Genomic DNA, 16957 nt, shown 5'->3' with positions numbered 1-16957 from the left:
GCATGGCATCGTGGTTGGCGAAACAAAAATATAGCGGCTTGTCAAAAATGGTTGTCAGTAAAACTTGAGATTTTATGTGATTTGCTTGAGAATAGGGTGGTTTCGCGGGAAGGCTTGCAATTGTAGCGAAACGATGCGACTCGTTCACTCACAATTGCAAGCCGGGTAATTCCATTAGTTATTATTTTTCAACGAGATCGCAATCCGTAACCAGGCCGTCGGAGGTCAGATGGACGAGTATGTAGGTGTCCGGCTGATTGGATTTCAATTGGTAAGTTACTATTTCGCTAACGTCGCTTTCATGGCGTTTAATTCCCCGGCCCGCGACGTTTTCTGAATGAATAAAAGTTAATGATTTCAAAGTTTCCGGCTCTCGCATTCCTCCTGCGAAATCGCGTTTGGCTCCCAAAGTGAGGCCAGATGCTTCTTCTAACATTTTACCTCCTTTTACCATAGCCTGCAAAGCCGTCATGATTTTGGGTGTGCGTGACGGATCAGGATCGGCATTGGTTTGATGGGCAAGCGGCCCGATGCGCGGTACTGTTCGCTCATAGTGTTGATCATTGTCTTGAAGCGTGAAGCCAGTCACATTTTTATTGGCGTCGGTAATAAAGATCACAGAAACATTGCGGTCAGTCGATGTAAACTTATTAGGAGCGACGGGCACAAATTCTTCATCAACAAAACCATCTTCCAGGGTAAAGAGTCGCTGACTCTCAGCCTCAAAAGTGACCATTCGATTATTAAATAATTCATATCGACCTTCGAAAGCCGTTAAGCTTTTGGCATCCACATCTACCGCGGCCAGTTTACTCTTCACAGGAAATCCATCCCAGTGGTAATAGTCAGCGATAAAGTCAACAATCCTGCCCATCATATGGGAGTTATCATTCGCATTGATCATGATCACAATGCCTTTTCCTTTGTCCACACTAGCGGTAAGTAACGCATCAAAACCCTCGTCGCGCCCATTGTGACCGAAGCGGAGCGTAGTACTGTCACCCTGCAAAAAAACACCAAGTCCATCCCTGTTTTTCTGATCTGTCAGCATCTGGCGGGTCATGGATTGGGATAATACATTTCCTGGTTTTCCAGCATAGGCATTCTGAATACTGATCGCGAATCGAGCCAGATCGGACGGCGTAGTCCACAGTCCCGCTGCTGCCATCTCAGGATAAATGTGCCAGCGACCTTCGACTAAACTTCGATTGTTGTAGTGACCGGTTGCCGTCAATTTTGCCAGTTCCGGAGGTAAAGGCTGTTGGTAAGTGCTATTTTTCATACCCAATGGCGAAAGCACATTCTTTTTCATGAATGCCGGAAAATCAGCGCCGGTCACATCCACCATCAGTTGTTGCATGACGGTATAACCGCCGCCTGAATACCTCCAACGGGAGCCCGGAACAAAGTCTACCCGAACCGGAGGTGTATTGGCCGGGGCTGTCCCATCCAGAATCTGAACTACCGAGGGGATCTTCGCGCCCACAGCGTATCCCGGGAATCCGTGCACGGTAAGACCGGTAGTATGGCTGAGTATGCCGCGCAGTGTAACCTTTTTCTCATTTGTAAATTCATTATCAGGCACTTTCCAACTTTTAAGTTTGACGTTAACATTCTCATCCAGAAAAAGTTTATTCTGTTCAACCAAATACAGAGCGCCCATAGCCGCAACCGATTTACTAACAGAACCCGCCTGAAACAAGGTATTCGTCGTGACGGGCACCTTTCCATCCTTATCAATAAATCCATATGCCTGAGCCTTCAGGATTTTTCCGTCCTGGATGATAGCCAGCGATAAACCGGGAATACGCCGTTTCTGCATTTGGCCCCGGATAAAATCGTCCAGATCATCCGCATGGACGTGAAATACAACTACTAGAAAGGAAAGGATTAGAAAGAGGCGTTTGTTTTTCATGGATGGTTTGGTTGGAATATTTTTCAAGGATTTCAGCCACCGCGGTGGATCGCCACTGCGGTGGGCCGCCACAGCGGTGGATCGCAAAGCTAAAAAGTTTCTATCCTATCGTCTGTTAATGAGCTGTAAAAGAAGGTTAATGAAATGTAAATGCCGCACTTGGCCGATCAAGGGGTGGGATAGCGCAATTACTCGCAGGGTAAACAGGATGTCCGTGAGATATTTGACCCGGAATTGCAAATGGCGACCGATCCAAAATTTGCTTTGCTAATCATTCAAAAGACCGGTGAAGATGAAATCAATTGAGAGTTCAAAACCGGCTGTCTGGCGTCAGCTTATTCTAAACTTAATTTTTGAAGTTTATCTCTTATCTCCGAAGTGTTCTTCAATTTTAATGCCCGCTTAAAATAATCTATTGCCTGGGGCTTTTTACCGATGGCTAAGAAATAATCACCCATGCCATCATAAACATTAAAGCTATTTGGGTAATACTGTACGTTGGTCTCAAAGAAAAAAAAGGCCCTTTCAAAGTCTTTCTGCTGCAAGAAGGAATATCCTAATTGGTTCATCAACGGTTCAGGCGGTTTCACCTGGTAGCCCCGCTCTTTTGAAACGAGACCGTAATGCGCATCCATATTTTTTTTCAATTGTACAACAGAATAAGCTCTATCCAAATATTGGTTCTGTGGTTGATTTAGTGGAAAACGGTTGCTGTTAAAAATGAAGCGTAGAGCATCATATTCTGCTATCAGGGGTATCGAGGCATGGTCGTCGTCAGCATAATATTTGTAACGCCAACGCAATCCGTTATCCGCGGCTTGTGCCAAGTTATCTTTTAGCATCAATATCGATCTTATGTGAAAAGTAATTGCAGTAGTATCTGATCTAACCTGTACGGTATCCATATCAGCGTTCATCGTGTTAGCAATACCTAAAAATAGGCTCTGTTGCTTCCAACTCTGTTGACGCAAAAGCTGCCTGGTTTGTTTGAGCAGGTTACCGTGGTCATAAGACATACTGGGGTCTAAGGCGACATAGGCGTTGAATAGTGAAGGATGCTTTAATAAGGTGTTTAATACCATAAGGCCACCCAATGAATGCCCGATCAACGTGCGATACGGTGCGGTGGCGTAGTGCTCATCCACGTAAGGTATTAGTTCTTTTTCCAAAAACGTAGTAAATGCCTCTCCGCCACCAGAGGCAGGATCCATAGTACTGGGAGAAGGGGTAAGGTCGCGATTCCTTTTGCCTGGTAAATTAGGAACACCCACAATCACCATTTGAGGAAATATAGTATTGCCATTATGAACACTAAGTTGCTGTATCATGGTTACCAGCGAGGCGAAATATGCGTCGCCATCCAATACATAAAGTACTGGATATGCTGGCTTGCTGAAATAAACAGAATCATAACTCGGGGAATAAATTAAAATCGGCCTTTTTTCTTTCAGGACCTCAGAGTATACCGTATCCACTTGCCCCATTACGATGGGCTGCGGAACGGACTGCCCTTTTGCCAAAATGGAAAGGCACAGCAACCCTGTTAAAAAACATAATTTTTTCATGGCTGGTATTTAAAAGATAATCTCTAAATTAAGATTTATCCATCTGTTGGTAAAAGAAATGTACCAACAAGCACCTTGCTCTCAATCAGCCACTTAATACATCTCAATTCATCCCTTTTGTGCGAAAACAACCTTTCTTGTGCGAAAATGAACCTTTTGTGAAGCCTTACCCAAAAGGAGACACGACGCCGCTGTTTACATGGGCTAAATGGACGGCGTTCTATCAGGCCTCAATACAAAAACTTCGGAATGAAAATGCCCCAGAAGATCCAAAGGTTGCGCGGGAATGGGCAAGATTCGGCGATGCATCCGCACCCGACGAACTTATCAAATCCGGGGCGGCATAATGAAAAGCTTGTCTGGCAAACCGCTGATGGAGAACCCACATTTGAGATCGTTTACCCTTAGCCTATCAATATGGACTTGATAACTTTGCTATTAACTACGGCTCACAAGCTTCTTGTCATTGCTTGATAAATTGCAGTGCCTGTTTCTCTTTCCGGGATGCCGGCCCAGCCGTTTGCAAATACAAAAAGTAGGTGCCCGTAATCAGATTATTAGATGAACATATAAAGGAAGAATTCATTGTAAAATCGTTTTAGCGCTCGATGAAAAATGATGATGGAATTATTTTTTCGGGAAATCTTCCATCTGTTTCCTGAACTGGGCAGATTGCAGCTGACCATGGTCGACCGCCCATTCAGCCATGGCAAACAAAACGGGATATAATGCTTTCCCTTCCTCGGAAAGTTCATAGGTCACATACGGCGGGATAACAGGCTTCGACTTCCTAAGGACCAAACTACTTGCTTCCAGTTGCTTCAACTGTTGTATCAAAACCTTCTCTGTAATACCTGGAATCGATTTTCTTAGTTCGTGGTATCGCTTCGTGCCTCCAAGTAAGTTGAATAAGATGATCGGTTTCCAATATCCTCCGATCCGCTCCATGACGAATGTTACAGGGCAAGCCGCAAAAGCATTGCTCTTATTTTCCTGGATAACCGATGTGTCTTTGATCTCTGCCATACTTGAACATACCATTGGGTAAGTACTTGTACAAAAGTAAGCTCAAATCTAGTTTTGCCCAAACATTTTAAAAACAGGAAAAATGAAAGTAACATTAACAGGTTCGCTGGGAAACATAAGCCGTCCCCTTACAGAAAAATTGGTGGCAAACGGGCACGAAGTAAACGTCGTCAGTTCTAACCCGGATCGGGCGGAAGAAATAAAGAAACTTGGCGCGGCGGCTTCGATAGGTTCGGTCGAAGATTATGAATTTATCAGGCAATCCTTTACGGGAAGCGATGCAGTGTACCTGATGATCCCACCTAGTTTCACCACAACCGACCCGAAAGAGTATATCAAAGCTGTTGGGGAACAATATGCCAAAGCTATTGAGGAAACCGGGGTTAAATTGGCAGTTAATTTAAGCAGCGTCGGGTCGCACATACAGAATGGTCTTGGGCCAACCGGATCAAACTTTCAAGTCGAACAAAAATTAAATGAGTTGGTTGGCGTAAATGTCCTCCATCTGCGGCCAGGGATGTTCATGACCAACTTTTATGGCGCCATACCAATGATTAAATACCAGGGTATGCTCGGGAATAATTTTGGCGGGTCTGTCAGCCTATCCCTCACACATCCCCGCGATATCGCTGAGGCGGCGTTCCAGGCAATCGATCAAATGAGTTTTTCAGGAAAGAAGGTGCAGTACATCGTCAGCGACGAAAGAACCGGATTTGAAATTGCTGGTTTACTGGGTGAAGCCGTCGGGAAAACCGGCGTAAAATGGATCGAGTTTTCCGATGAACAGCTTCTGAATGCCTTAATGCAAAATGGTTTTTCGGAGCCAATGGCGAAGGTCTATATGGTCGAGATCGGCATAGCACTTAGGGATGGCAGTTTTTCAGAAGATTTTCGCAAGCACAAACATTTGTCGGTTGGCAGGACCAGCTTTCAGAAATTTTCCGACGAGTTTGCATTGGCTTATGGCCATGTAAATTAGCCCGTGCGACGAGCCAAGACAAACCCACAAACGAGCGTCTTAACTAGGATGATTGCTGATTTTTTGGCAAAATCAGCAATCGACGTTTTGGCGGCTCTTCGTTGAACATGCCCTAAGTGATCCTAGAATATGGAAACAAAAGGATTTGAACTTCGGGATTGCCATTTACAAAAGATCTCCCCTACCCTAATTTTGTCATTTCTGGCAAGTTTAGCATCGACTTTGTATCAAAGCCAAGTTCAGAATATTCCGCTGTATTTATTCCTTTTCACTGCTCATCGCAATAGATTTGAAGCATTTGTAAACCGCCTGCCGAAGCGAATATCGGTAGATTTTCTCCATTTTTTCCTGGTTCGCATCTCTCGATTCCACACCGAAGTCAGCCGTAGATTCGCAAGAAATAAGCTGTTTATCCGTCGCCAGATCATACAAAGTGACCTCCATCTTCACATGGCCCCTTTCTCTTTCGGTCATCGCAGTAGCGGAAAACTCCTTGTAAGCATCAACCAAAATAACGATCGCCTGTACGGATGGCCCAGAGCCATTGATGTTATTCCTGCAAAAACCCTCGATTTCTTGTCGATGCTCGACTGTAACGGCCGGGGAGTGCTTGGTATAGCTTTTCGGAGTCGACAAGGTCGGGATTTTCATTTCAGCCCCCGAGACATTTCTTCTGTTGTCGACGATCTCGATACGCTGGACCTGATAGGCCAGGTTTACCTTCGGGACATCCTCGTCCAGTATTTTTGGAGTTTGCCGAGTTGGAGCGCAACTCATAATCAGAGAACTGACCGTTGCAATAAAGATAAAGAAAAGGAAACGTTCAATTATTCTCTTAAAAGGAATGCACATTGTGTTGGTAATTATACTGTCACCGAAGGGCTTTCAGGGCCCTTTGGTTTTATCCGTGATAACAAGCCTCCGGATAATTGATTGAATTATGGTGGCTGAACTATTACTCTCGCAAATGTAGCCAGGAAACGTTTAGGATGGTCTTTCTTTTTCAACAGTCCATGTAACGCGCAGATGATGTTACGCTGGCCGGTGGGATTAGAGGCTTCATTGCTCATTCAGTGAATTTTTGAGGAACATCAGCAACCGGTTTGCAGGGTGACTTAGGCACTTTGCTTTGCAGGTAGGATTTACCCGGTTTTGACTTTTTAGTGTTCGGCCATCTAAAATGGCGCTACTGTTACATCGTATTCCAAATTCTTAGTTCCATGAATCGCAAAATTTTGATTGTCACCGGAGATGGTGGCGAAAGTTACGAAACCCTCTATGCCGTTCACCGATTTCAGGAAGAAGGTGACATTGCCGTGATTGCTGCCCCCAGCAAGCGCCGGCTTAACCTGGTGATGCACGATTTTGAACTTGGCTGGGATACCTATGTAGAGCGGCCTGGCTATTGTCTGGTCTCAGACCTTACGATTGAGGAAGTGGTGGCAGACGACTATGAAGCCATTTTGCTACTAGGTGGCAGAGCCCCCGAATACCTGCGCAACCATGCTGCGCTTCTGGAAGTAGTCCGCGAGTTTGACCGCCAGGGTAAGTGGGTCTTTGCCATTTGTCACGGTATCCAGATCCTGGTTACAGCCGGACTTGCCAAAAACCGCGTCTTAACCGCCTATGAACATGTGCGTACTGAAATAGAGATGGGTGGCGGCACCTATTCAACGGAACAGGCCGTCCGCGACGGCAATATTGTGACTGGCCAGACTTGGCAATCACACCCTGACTTCTATCGCGAAATCTTTGCCTGTTTCAAAGAAGTGGAAGTGATTCAAGATTAATTGCGGAGACGACAGTGGTTTGGAAAATGTACGTCTCTCTGGTTACGTGCTATTGAAATCGATTGACACATAACCGGTTTTCAAACTGAACAACAAGAATTTACCCATTTTTGGAAATATCCGTCCTCGTATGCTACGGAATGGCGTTGACAGCTAGCCATTTCGCTGAAAATGAACGCCGTATTGGACATTTCCAAAACGCACTTTTTTATAAGGATATCACTTTAATGGGAGTGGTCCCGACCGCCGGTGCGCCTGGCTGGGCGTGAGATAACCGATTGAAGCGTGCGTCCGAAGATTGTTGTAAGCGTGAACGGCTCTTTCGATCGAGACACTTGCTGCTGAAAAAGAAAGAAAATCTCTCAGTCTAAAATCTTCCCGCTCCGGCGGCCCGGTTTAAAGTCCGAAAAACGCGTACTAAGATTCGATTACGACAATCTTAGATTCAGCGACTTTTTTTCGACGATCGGAACAGACCTTTGTTCATCAAAGGAATTTAATTATGAAAATCACAATCACCGGCTCTCTGGGCCACATTGGACGTCCACTCACGCTGGATTTGGTAAAAGCTGGTCATAAGGTTACCGTCATCACCAGCAACGAAAACAAGAAAAACGAAATCGAAGCCCTTGGTGCGTTGGTGGCCGTAGGAAGGGTCTTCTAGCTGAAACATTTTCGGGTATGGATTCAGCATTCTGCATGATCCCTCCTGATTACAGTCAACCGGACCAGGTGGAGTACTACGCCCGTCTCGCAAACGTCTATGCAGAAGCTATTCATAGCTCAGCGATTTCGAGAATAGTCCATCTCAGCAGTTACGGCGCGCACTTGCCGTCAGGAACCGGCTTTATTTCCGGATCGTACAGGACGGAAAAACTTTTCAGCGGCATACCAAACATTCAACTTACTTCACTCCGTCCGACCTATTTTTATTACAACCTTCTCCACTTCGTTGGTATGATAAAACAGACCGGGTTCATTGCTGCGGTGTATGGTGGTGAGGACAAATTGTCAATGGTGTCTCCACTCGATATCGCATCCGCAGCAGCCGAAGAACTTCAGGTTACGGAAAATGTTTCGCACATTCGATATATAAACAGCGATGAGAGGACTTGTAATGAAGTAGCGCAAATATTGGGAAAAGCGATAGGGATTGACGATCTGAAATGGCTTGCTTTTCCGCAGGAAAAAGTACTCGAATCGGTTCTCGCTACGGGTATGCCGGAAAATGCGGCAAGGAATCTCGTCGAACTCGGACAGGCCCTTCACACTGGAAAACTAAATCAAGACTATGTGTTACACAAACCCTCATTTGGCAGGGTGAAGATCGAGGATTACGCAATCGAGTTCGCCCGGATCTTTAAAGCCGAAAAAAGCGCTCATTAAGATGAAAAACAAAGCACCGCTTCACATTAAAACGATCAGTGAGTTCCATAAGCTTCGCGGTTTGCCAAAGCCGGAACATCCGTTGATCAGCGTGGTTGACTATGAGCTGATCAAATACGATCAAAATAGACATCCCGACAGCTGGTCATTGGATTTTTATTGTATCTCTTTGAAGCGAACGACCAATGCAAAAATAAAGTATGGCCAGCAACAGTACGACTTCGATAATGGCGTGCTGTTTTTCATGGCGCCTGGCCAGGTCTTCAGGATAACACACGAAGCTGGCCTAGTACCGGAACACACAGGATGGATCTTGTTGATCCACCCTGATTTCTTTTGGAATACGGCGCTTGCCAAGGCAATTAAAAAATTTGAGTTCTTTGATTACTGTGTCAATGAAGCGTTGTTTCTTTCCGGAAGGGAAGAAGAAATTCTCAATAATATCATTCAAAATATTGTTCGGGAATATCATTCTAACATTGATGAATTCAGCCAGGATATTGTCGCCACCCAGATTGAAACGCTGCTCAACTACTCACAACGTTATTACCGTCGTATTACACCTGTGAAATTTCGTCAATCATTCAATTGAAATTACTAGAATCCGTATTTCCCTCCCCATTTTGCCATTTCATTAAATATGGGCTTCAAGCTTTTGCCCAAATCGGTAAGAAAATTCTACCAGTGGCGGGAATTGATTAAACAATTGATCAAAAAATGAACCCGTCGCATTACCACTGCTGAATAACAATACCAAGTTGCTTGTCAGTGATTGCGAATTCCCTCGCTCCCCATGGGCGGAGCGTTACCTTGTTGAGATTAGGATGCAGGAGATTTGGGTACTTCGATGAAATTTGATTGTAAACATTTTCAATGTCTTCCGTTACCAGCCGGAATTCGGGATGATGTTCGTTTGCCAGGCCCGCATCTTCAAACAAGTTGATGCGCAGCTCTCCTTTCTCGATCACGCAAAATGGTCGGTGTGTTTTAATTTCATCGTGGGTGATTGTAAACCCGAGACAGTCTACAAAAGTGGTCAGGGCGTCCCGTATATCTATATAAAATACATTCGGAACGAGTTTAGTAAATTTAATTTCGGACATAGCTGATCAGAGTGATGACGGTTTGAAGATATGCCCAGGTCGCCAGATTTGAAAAGGGACATTTGAGGGGTAATAAACACTTTCCCAAAGCCAGGATCGCGATAGAAATTCCTGGAACGCTCAAAATCCTTGCATCCAACAAACGGCCTGATTGATATCGATTTATGAACCATGATTTTCGATTAAGTGAACGGCAAAATTATCGCTCGCACACGACTAACGCTATTGATTCAAATCAAGAAATGCGAGGTTTCATAATCGACTTCCTCACACGGCTCAATGTCTCGGGGGTTATTTGAAGGTAAGAAGCGAGCATTTTCAGCGGAAACGTCCGAATTAGCTCAGGGCGCTGATTGATCACCAAGTTGTATTTCTCATTCGGGGACATCGCCCTTTCCAAAAATTTCATTCTTGATGTGGCCCCTTCCAGTGCTTTGTTCAATTGAAGGAATGCCAGCGACCGACCTATGAGATAGTGCATCACATTCAGATCCATTTCAAGAATTATGCACTCGCTGAAAGCGCTAACAGTCAACTCCGAAGGAATTTGTGAAATCAGACTCTGATAATTGGTAAACCACTCACCTCCAACGTGCAGATCGACAACCTGGTTGCCATCAGGAAGCTGACGGTATTGAAAAGCGGAGCCTTGTATAAGGAAAAAAATGGATTTGCAAACCTGTCCTTGCGGTATCACTACTTCATTTTTTGCTAGTTTTCTTTGCATAACCGAAGCTTCAAACAAGCGGATATCATTGTCAGTGTAGTGACCCGTCGTACGCAGAATGTCTGAAACTTTCATATTTATCAATATAGAACGCGGCAATGATAAAAATAATCGTGAACGCTAGAATTAGAAAGAGGCTATTGACCAGGATCCTCTGCCAGAGTAATTTATGTTTCGATTCCACGGTGATGAGTCAAATTACAGTCCTTTTTCAACTTCAAAACCGAGCAGACAAGCTATTGAGCAGGCCCAGGAGAAAGATTATATCAAAGTTACGTAAAAGGTAAATTTGTTTCGAATCATCAAAGCTTTCTCCCCTGGGAAGTGACTATGCTCCTCTGAGCAAAGCCATCAACAGCTGGCAACAAACAAAATCTCCGCCAGCATTGTATCTTTAGAGCCTGGGCAACTGACCAAAAACAGGAGAAGAAATGAGCCTCAACAACAAGCTGATACTTGAAAGTGCCAATAAAGCCATTTCTCGTACAAGCAATGGGAGGTGCTGACTAAATCGAGCGATTATGAACGATAATTGAGAAATAAAAATGAGCCAAATTGCCAAACAGTTGGGCTGATTCGCAAGGAGTTTTAAACACGAGTGTTGCAACTTTGCATTGTCGATATCGACAGCAATGTCTAACAAATATAAAAATGAAACGTACAGCAAAAGCCCATTGGGCAGGAAGCGTGAAAGAAGGTAGAGGGGAGCTCACCACACAAAGCGAGATTTTAAACAAAACAAATTTTAGCTTTAAAACCCGGTTCGTTGGAGGCGAACAAGGAACCAATCCCGAAGAACTCCTGGCAGCAGCACATGCTGGGTGCTTTACAATGGCGGTCAGCTATGCACTGACGGAAAAGGGGTTTGCAGCAATTGAGCTGGATACTGAGGCAACTGTATCCATGGATAATGCGGGCATAACCGGCGTGCACCTTTCAATTTCGGGAAATGTGCCGGGGCTTGGCTCCGAGAAGTTTGAAGCAATCACGAAAGAAGCAGAAAGAAACTGTCTAATTTCAAAAGTTTTGTCTATTCCTGTGTCATCGCAGGCACACCTTGTGTCTCTATAATTGTTTCTTTCAAGGCTATTCTAATGGTCACTGATTATAAAAAATTCGACTTGTATGGCCAAACCGTCCTTCAAAGGGTGAATGTAAAGTCGTCTTTTGAATTTACGTTCCCCGTTGCCGAGCAAGCCTGTTTCTTATACATGTTGAAAGGGGAAGTGGAATATCAGTCAGGGGCTGATCACTTGAATATTCCGGCCCACCAGTCCCTGCTTCTAAACTGCCTTAAAGCAGGTAATCAAATCAGGGACATCCATTCCAACGACAGTAGTGAAATTGTGATTGTTACATTCCACGCAGAAATCCTCAAAAGAGTTTATGAAAAGGAGTTTCCGCTTGTATTTACAAAAAATGATCAAATAACTAATCAGCAGCGCGGGGTAATCAATAACGACTTTCTGATTCAGAAGTACATCGAAGGCTTGCTCTTCTATTTTGAAAATCCATCGTTAGTAAGTGAGGATATTTTGATATTGAAGCTGAAAGAAATAGTGCTTTTGTTGTCGCAGACACAACAGGCAGACATCGTACAGACCATATTATCCCAACTATTTTCACCAACGACCTTCACCTTCAAGCAGATTGTAGAGGCTAATTTATTTTCACAGATTAGCGTAGAGCAGCTGGCTCAAATGAACAATTTGAGTACTTCCTCATTCAAAAGGGAGTTTAGAAGGCTCTATGATGATTCTCCCGCCAGTTATATCAAAGCAAAGCGCCTGGAACGGGCAGCACAGCTACTTTCGGCTTCTAATGAACGTATATCGAACGTTGCTTTCGATTGTGGGTTCAATGATCTGGCTAATTTTACCAAAAGCTTCCGCCATAAATATGGTGTGTCACCGACCAATTATCGTTCGAAGTTCAATCAAAGCTAAGGGGAGTTATGCCCCAATTTTGCCGGCGTCTCAGGAATAGGTCACCGCTGACCCAAATTGCCAAATCATTGGACTAGCCTGCAAAGTTATTTTGCTGCCTGTCAGGCAACTTTGCAGTGTTAATCAAACAAAACAAAATTATGGGATTGTCATATTTGGGTATTTTTCATACCGTTATTGGTGTCGTTGCCATTGTTGCAGCGGTTGTGTCTTTAGTGAAGAGCGCTAAAATTGATCTGGGCAGGTTGTCCGGGAAAATCTATTTTTACTGTACTTTGGTTACCTCACTCACTGCATTGGGGATATCGAGTGTCAAGGGTGTTAACCCCGGTCATATCCTTGCCTTGCTAATCATGTTATTGGTACTCGTGGCTTACTTTCTCTATTTGAAAAAGCCAGGAAACCGCCGGTCTCGTTTTTTTGAAAACTTCCTTTTTTCCCTCAGTTTCTTTTTGTCCCTACTTCCGACTGTCAATGAGACATTTACGCGAGTTCCATTAGGGCATCCTCTGGCAAACGGGCCGCAGGATCCACTGATTGCAAAAACGCTTCTCTTACTCTTTGTCCTGTTTATCGCAGGTTCGATTTTGCAATTCAGAAAGCAAAGCCGGATCAATAGGTCGATCACCAATCACCCTCGTTCTGGCTACAAATCGGCTTGATTTGGCTACAATCGCCACCCCGGCAAACCTGAAATTTGCTTTCTCAAATTTCAAAGTAAAAACAGATGGAAGCAAAGAAAAGTAAAGTAGCGCTGGTGACAGGTGCCAATCAGGGAGTGGGATACCAAGTGAGCAATATCTTCGCTCCTTCCGCAGCAAATAACCTTGCTTCTGATTCACCCATTCCACCGGCAACTCCGGTGATGATCACCACTTTGTTTCCTAATCCTGCCATGACTTTATTGTTTTGATTCAAGGGCAAAATTAGGTTGACCTATTCGGGCAAAAATTGACACAGATCAATGAATTCGCTTGTTTCAAATCAAACCGACAGTTGCTCGGTATTTCCTATTTGTAAGAAAATACTAATTTCGGGTAGCCTTAACAGACCAGATTCCGGCAGAACTCACCGGTTTAACCAACATGTTCGACAAGCTGCGCAAGTATATCGACCGGGTCACATCGGCCGTGATCCCCGACGAAGAATTCGTATTTATAGAAAAAGCATTTGAGGTTAAACGCCTCAGGAAGCGGCAATTTCTCTTGCACCAGGAGACGGTTTGCCGGTATATGGCATTCGTAGCCTCAGGCGCGCTACGACAATATAGTATCGACAGCAATGGCTTTGAACATATTACAAACTTTGCCATCGAAGATTGGTGGATCAGCGACCGTGGCAGCCTTATCAGTCAGACTCCGTCCAGGTATAACATCGATGCGGTTGAAGATTCTGTGCTGCTGGTGACTACACTCGACAAGCTCAATGTCCTCAAAGAACAGTCGCTCTCCTTTCTTAAAATGGCGCACATCCTGGATCAAAACCACTCTGTCGCCTCCCAAAGACGCATTGAGGCCGGCATTACGATGACCGCAGAAGAGAAATACCGGTATCTGATGGCGGCCAACCCCGAGTTTTTACAGCGGTTTCCCCAAAACATGCTCGCTTCCTACCTTGGTCTCACCCCTGAAACAATGAGCAGGGTACGAAAACAGGTACTGGCCAGATAGTTACCAAACAAACAAAGACCGCCTCATAGTCATGTGGGGCGGTCTTTTGCTTATTGCCTTGCACCTTTCGATAGTCAAAAAAGTGACATTCGAATTGATCTATATCAACTGCATTTCTTAATCCAGGTCAAAATTCCCAGCGCGACCATGCCCCAACTTTGCATCATCGAAAGCGGCCAACAAAAAACACCAGCCGGTATTCGTCAATGACCAAATTCTTAACTACTAAACAAAAACATCATGGAAGCGACCGCCACATTGAACCCAAAGGCAGGACTTGGAGCACTTTTGACCCCGGATAACTGTGCATTGATACTGATCGATCACCAACCGTTCCAGTTTGCCGGGCTCAGAAGCCACGACACCCAAACCATCATCAACAATGTGGTGGGACTCACCAAATCGGCCAAAGCATTCGGCGTGCCTACCCTGTTTACGACGGTGGTCGAGCATCGGGGCGGGTTTTTGATCAAACAGCTTCAAGACATCTTTCCCGACCAAAAGCCGATCGACCGCACGTTTATCAACACTTGGGAAGACACCCGGGTGACCGACTGGGTAAAAGCGACTGGTAAAAAGAAAATTGTCATGGCCGCCTTATGGACCGAAATATGCCTTGCAATGCCGGTTATCCAGGCATTGGGGGAAGGATATGAGGTTTACATTGTCACGGACGCATCGGGTGGCGTAAGCCTTGAAGCGCACGAAATGGCCGTGATGCGCATGGTCCAGGCTGGCGCTGTGCCGCTGACATGGACGGTCTTTGCCTCCGAGCTGCAACGTGACTGGGCCCGCACTGAAACCGTGCCGGCGCTGGCGGAAATGCTCATAGAACACATGGGCAACGTAGGCACAAGCCTGAGCTGGGAACTGCAACTACTCGCAACGCCCCCTACCGTTTCGTCAGCGGCACCGGAAGGTATTTAAGTCCCCAGACATCAGTACAATCATTTCGAACACAGTCCGGCGCCTTCGTGGTGCCGGCTAAACCAAGTTAAAATCATGCAGCAAACAATCGGAATTATCGGCGCCGGCCACATCGGCCAGACCGTTGCCCGTCATCTTATAAAGGCAGGGCATAAAGTTATACTTAGTAACCAGCGCGGGGTGGATGCGCTTCAAGGTCTGGTAGCCGAGCTCGGCCGGAACGCAAGGGCCGGATCGGTCCAAGATGCCGCCCAGGCAGAGATCGTTTTACTTTCATTGCCGTGGTCGCAAATACCATCCATTACCGGCATTGCCGACTGGAATGGGAAGATCGTGATTGACGCGACAAACCATTTCATCTCCTATGCGCCCGACTTCAAAGTAGAAGACCTTGGAACAAAAGCATCCAGCGAAGTAGTGGCCGGGCTTCTTCCAGGAGCAAAAGTGGTCAAGGCATTTAACACCATCTTTTACAAAACGCTTGCCGAAGATCCCCGGGTAGCCGGTGGTAACCGCGTACTTTTTGTTTCTGCCAACGATTCCGCAGCAAAAGCACAAGTAAGCCAGCTCATCGAATCGATCGGCTTTTCGCCCGTAGACCTTGGAGATCTGGCCTCCGGCAGCAAGCTACAACAGGCAAAAGGGCCGCTGGCCACCCTCAACCTAATCAAATTGTAGCAAAAAAAGCCGTAGCCCACACTGGACTACGGCTTTTTACCGGTTGACCAAGACTACCATCCCTGCTCGGTAGGTAATACAAATACTTCCGAAACGTTCACATGGGCAGGTTGCGACACCGCGTACAGGATGCTCTTACCGATGTCTTCGCCCGTCAGGAAGGTCATCTGTTTGGCGAGCTGCTCCATATCATCACGGTATTTAGCATCGGAAATGTGGTCGTACAGTTCTGTTGCGACCGCACCGGGCTGGATGTTGGTGACACGGATCTTGAATTTGGGGGCAAGCTCCATTCTCAGACCATCGGAAAAGGCGGCGATGGCGAATTTGGTGGCACAATAGATCGAAAGCCCTTTGAAAACCTTGCGGCCGGCGATCGAGGACATATTGATGATGTGTCCCGAGTTCTGCTCTTTCAGGTAGGGCAGCACGGCGGCCGTCGAATTGAGCACGCCTTTGATGTTTACATCGATCATCTGGTTCCACTCGTTTACTTTTAAGCTCTCGATGTCCGACAGCGGCATCAGTCCCGCATTATTGACCAGAATATCAATAGTGCCAAAAGCAGCAACAAGCTCTTCAACGCCGTGCTTAACGGATTCAGGATCAGTAACGTCCATTTGAATAACAAAGGCTTCTCCGCCGGATAAAGTGATCTCATTTTTCAGCTCGTTTAATTTGTCTATTCTACGGGCGGCGATGCCGACTTTGAATCCGTTTGCGGCCAGAACTTTGGCAGTACCAGCGCCAATCCCACTTGAAGCGCCGGTTATCAGGGCTATTTTTGATTGCGTTTCCATTGCTTAAATTGTTTGAATCTGCGATTGATAATTGTTTATTTGTTCAGATCTGATGTTACAAAGGTATGCTGGGGAACCGGCCCGGCAGATGCAAGCTTCAAACCGATAATTGCGAAAAACAAACAATCAAAACGTCGCCTTCGGATACAAACGAAAAGGCCGGGTTTCACATCCACTTGGGAGGTAAAATCCGGCGTTTGGCCTGATATGGAAAGTGTATGCCTACAAGTTTTCGGGCCTGAGCCGCTCGGGGAATGAAATGTGCTCACCCGAAACCATAAATGTACCCCCACCCCGTGTGCCACCGCATTGTCATCATATTGCCCTCTCCGTCACAGCTTGAACTTACCAGCACGATCGGGCCTGGTTCCAGATACCGACGGATGCCGTCGACTGGAAAATCGCTTTTTTCGTAGCTCGTTTTCATGATGTGTGATTTTTGGTT

21 protein-coding genes and 2 pseudogenes are annotated in these 16957 nt (G+C 45.7%); 13 read left to right on the top strand and 10 right to left on the bottom strand.

The window, feature by feature from the left end:
* Positions 1-181: 181 nt before the first annotated feature.
* Both IEY24_RS24935 and IEY24_RS24930 read right to left on the bottom strand, forming a co-directional pair.
* A complete protein-coding gene (locus IEY24_RS24935) occupies positions 182-1915 on the bottom strand; it encodes a serine hydrolase domain-containing protein (RefSeq protein WP_188937495.1) in 1734 nt (577 codons plus the stop codon).
* A gap of 335 nt (positions 1916-2250) precedes the next feature.
* Entirely contained in the window at positions 2251-3480 is a 1230-nt protein-coding gene (locus tag IEY24_RS24930) for an alpha/beta fold hydrolase (protein ID WP_188937491.1), read from the bottom strand.
* A 158-nt stretch (positions 3481-3638) separates the two neighbouring features.
* Between IEY24_RS24930 and IEY24_RS24925 the strand changes: the two genes are divergently transcribed.
* The gene (locus IEY24_RS24925) at positions 3639-3827 is read left to right on the top strand and encodes a hypothetical protein (protein ID WP_188937489.1); all 189 of its coding nucleotides are present in this window, start codon (positions 3639-3641) and stop codon (positions 3825-3827) included.
* Positions 3828-4107: 280 nt separating this feature from the next.
* On the opposite strand, the gene IEY24_RS24920 is transcribed toward IEY24_RS24925, so the two are convergent.
* Positions 4108-4506, bottom strand: a complete 399-nt coding sequence (locus tag IEY24_RS24920; protein ID WP_188937487.1) for a winged helix-turn-helix transcriptional regulator — start codon at positions 4504-4506, stop codon at positions 4108-4110.
* Between the two features lie 82 nt (positions 4507-4588).
* On the opposite strand from IEY24_RS24920, the gene IEY24_RS24915 reads away from it, so the two are divergent.
* The gene (locus IEY24_RS24915) at positions 4589-5485 is read left to right on the top strand and encodes an NmrA family NAD(P)-binding protein (protein WP_188937486.1); all 897 of its coding nucleotides are present in this window, start codon (positions 4589-4591) and stop codon (positions 5483-5485) included.
* Between the two features lie 258 nt (positions 5486-5743).
* Here the strand turns inward: IEY24_RS24915 and IEY24_RS24910 are convergent, their stop codons facing one another.
* On the bottom strand, positions 5744-6262 hold the full coding sequence (locus IEY24_RS24910) for a hypothetical protein (RefSeq protein WP_188937485.1): 519 nt from the start codon (positions 6260-6262) through the stop codon (positions 5744-5746).
* A gap of 443 nt (positions 6263-6705) precedes the next feature.
* Here IEY24_RS24910 and IEY24_RS24905 point away from each other — a divergent pair, with 443 nt between their 5' ends.
* Complete coding sequence (locus tag IEY24_RS24905) at positions 6706-7275, top strand: DJ-1/PfpI family protein (RefSeq protein WP_188937483.1); 570 nt, start codon at positions 6706-6708, stop codon at positions 7273-7275.
* 219 nt (positions 7276-7494) lie between these two features.
* On the opposite strand, the gene IEY24_RS33145 is transcribed toward IEY24_RS24905, so the two are convergent.
* A complete protein-coding gene (locus IEY24_RS33145; RefSeq protein WP_369009298.1) occupies positions 7495-7641 on the bottom strand; it encodes an integrase core domain-containing protein in 147 nt (48 codons plus the stop codon).
* Positions 7642-7777: 136 nt separating this feature from the next.
* Between IEY24_RS33145 and IEY24_RS32840 the strand changes: the two genes are divergently transcribed.
* The 3 genes from IEY24_RS32840 to IEY24_RS24895 are packed head-to-tail and all read left to right on the top strand — an operon-like array spanning position 7778 to position 9253.
* Positions 7778-7939 carry an SDR family oxidoreductase gene (locus tag IEY24_RS32840; protein ID WP_229223093.1) on the top strand — a complete coding sequence of 54 codons (162 nt, stop codon included), beginning with the start codon at positions 7778-7780 and terminating at the stop codon, positions 7937-7939.
* 17 nt (positions 7940-7956) lie between these two features.
* A complete protein-coding gene (locus IEY24_RS24900; RefSeq protein WP_229223092.1) occupies positions 7957-8661 on the top strand; it encodes a Rossmann-fold NAD(P)-binding domain-containing protein in 705 nt (234 codons plus the stop codon).
* A 1-nt stretch (position 8662) separates the two neighbouring features.
* A complete protein-coding gene (locus IEY24_RS24895) occupies positions 8663-9253 on the top strand; it encodes a hypothetical protein (protein WP_188937480.1) in 591 nt (196 codons plus the stop codon).
* A 5-nt stretch (positions 9254-9258) separates the two neighbouring features.
* On the opposite strand, the pseudogene IEY24_RS33140 reads toward IEY24_RS24895, so the two are convergent.
* The 3 genes and pseudogenes from IEY24_RS33140 to IEY24_RS24880 all read right to left on the bottom strand — a co-directional run.
* Positions 9259-9327: pseudogene (locus IEY24_RS33140) on the bottom strand (hypothetical protein); the annotation flags it as partial.
* A 65-nt stretch (positions 9328-9392) separates the two neighbouring features.
* Positions 9393-9764: a VOC family protein gene (locus IEY24_RS24885; RefSeq protein ID WP_188937479.1), complete on the bottom strand. Its 372-nt coding sequence runs from the start codon at positions 9762-9764 to the stop codon at positions 9393-9395.
* Between the two features lie 235 nt (positions 9765-9999).
* Complete coding sequence (locus tag IEY24_RS24880; protein ID WP_188937478.1) at positions 10000-10566, bottom strand: Crp/Fnr family transcriptional regulator; 567 nt, start codon at positions 10564-10566, stop codon at positions 10000-10002.
* A gap of 576 nt (positions 10567-11142) precedes the next feature.
* Between IEY24_RS24880 and IEY24_RS24875 the strand changes: the two genes are divergently transcribed.
* From IEY24_RS24875 to IEY24_RS24845, 7 genes and pseudogenes are all read left to right on the top strand, one after another.
* A complete protein-coding gene (locus tag IEY24_RS24875) occupies positions 11143-11562 on the top strand; it encodes an OsmC family peroxiredoxin (RefSeq protein ID WP_188937477.1) in 420 nt (139 codons plus the stop codon).
* Between the two features lie 140 nt (positions 11563-11702).
* Positions 11703-12437, top strand: coding sequence for a helix-turn-helix domain-containing protein (locus tag IEY24_RS24870; RefSeq protein ID WP_229223086.1), 735 nt, complete (start codon positions 11703-11705; stop codon positions 12435-12437).
* Between the two features lie 140 nt (positions 12438-12577).
* Positions 12578-13099 carry a hypothetical protein gene (locus IEY24_RS24865; RefSeq protein ID WP_188937472.1) on the top strand — a complete coding sequence of 174 codons (522 nt, stop codon included), beginning with the start codon at positions 12578-12580 and terminating at the stop codon, positions 13097-13099.
* A gap of 65 nt (positions 13100-13164) precedes the next feature.
* Positions 13165-13350 (top strand): hypothetical protein, encoded by a 186-nt coding sequence (locus IEY24_RS24860; RefSeq protein ID WP_188937470.1) that lies wholly within the window; start codon positions 13165-13167, stop codon positions 13348-13350.
* Between the two features lie 172 nt (positions 13351-13522).
* On the top strand, positions 13523-14107 hold the full coding sequence (locus tag IEY24_RS24855) for a Crp/Fnr family transcriptional regulator (protein ID WP_188937469.1): 585 nt from the start codon (positions 13523-13525) through the stop codon (positions 14105-14107).
* A 240-nt stretch (positions 14108-14347) separates the two neighbouring features.
* The gene (locus IEY24_RS24850) at positions 14348-15034 is read left to right on the top strand and encodes a hydrolase (RefSeq protein ID WP_188937467.1); all 687 of its coding nucleotides are present in this window, start codon (positions 14348-14350) and stop codon (positions 15032-15034) included.
* A 63-nt stretch (positions 15035-15097) separates the two neighbouring features.
* Positions 15098-15712, top strand: a pseudogene (locus IEY24_RS24845) (NADPH-dependent F420 reductase); the annotation flags it as partial.
* A 53-nt stretch (positions 15713-15765) separates the two neighbouring features.
* Here the strand turns inward: IEY24_RS24845 and IEY24_RS24840 are convergent.
* Together IEY24_RS24840 and IEY24_RS24835 are read right to left on the bottom strand one after the other, a co-directional pair.
* Complete coding sequence (locus IEY24_RS24840) at positions 15766-16512, bottom strand: SDR family oxidoreductase (RefSeq protein WP_188937465.1); 747 nt, start codon at positions 16510-16512, stop codon at positions 15766-15768.
* 265 nt (positions 16513-16777) lie between these two features.
* On the bottom strand, positions 16778-16939 hold the full coding sequence (locus IEY24_RS24835) for a hypothetical protein (protein ID WP_229223077.1): 162 nt from the start codon (positions 16937-16939) through the stop codon (positions 16778-16780).
* Positions 16940-16957: the final 18 nt, after the last annotated feature.

This window comes from Dyadobacter endophyticus (genome assembly GCF_014641595.1).
In the GTDB taxonomy this organism is placed as follows: Bacteria; Bacteroidota; Bacteroidia; order Cytophagales; family Spirosomataceae; genus Dyadobacter; species Dyadobacter endophyticus.
The sequence above is the reverse complement of the archived record's forward strand: the minus strand, read 5'-3'. Positions and strand labels throughout refer to the sequence as shown.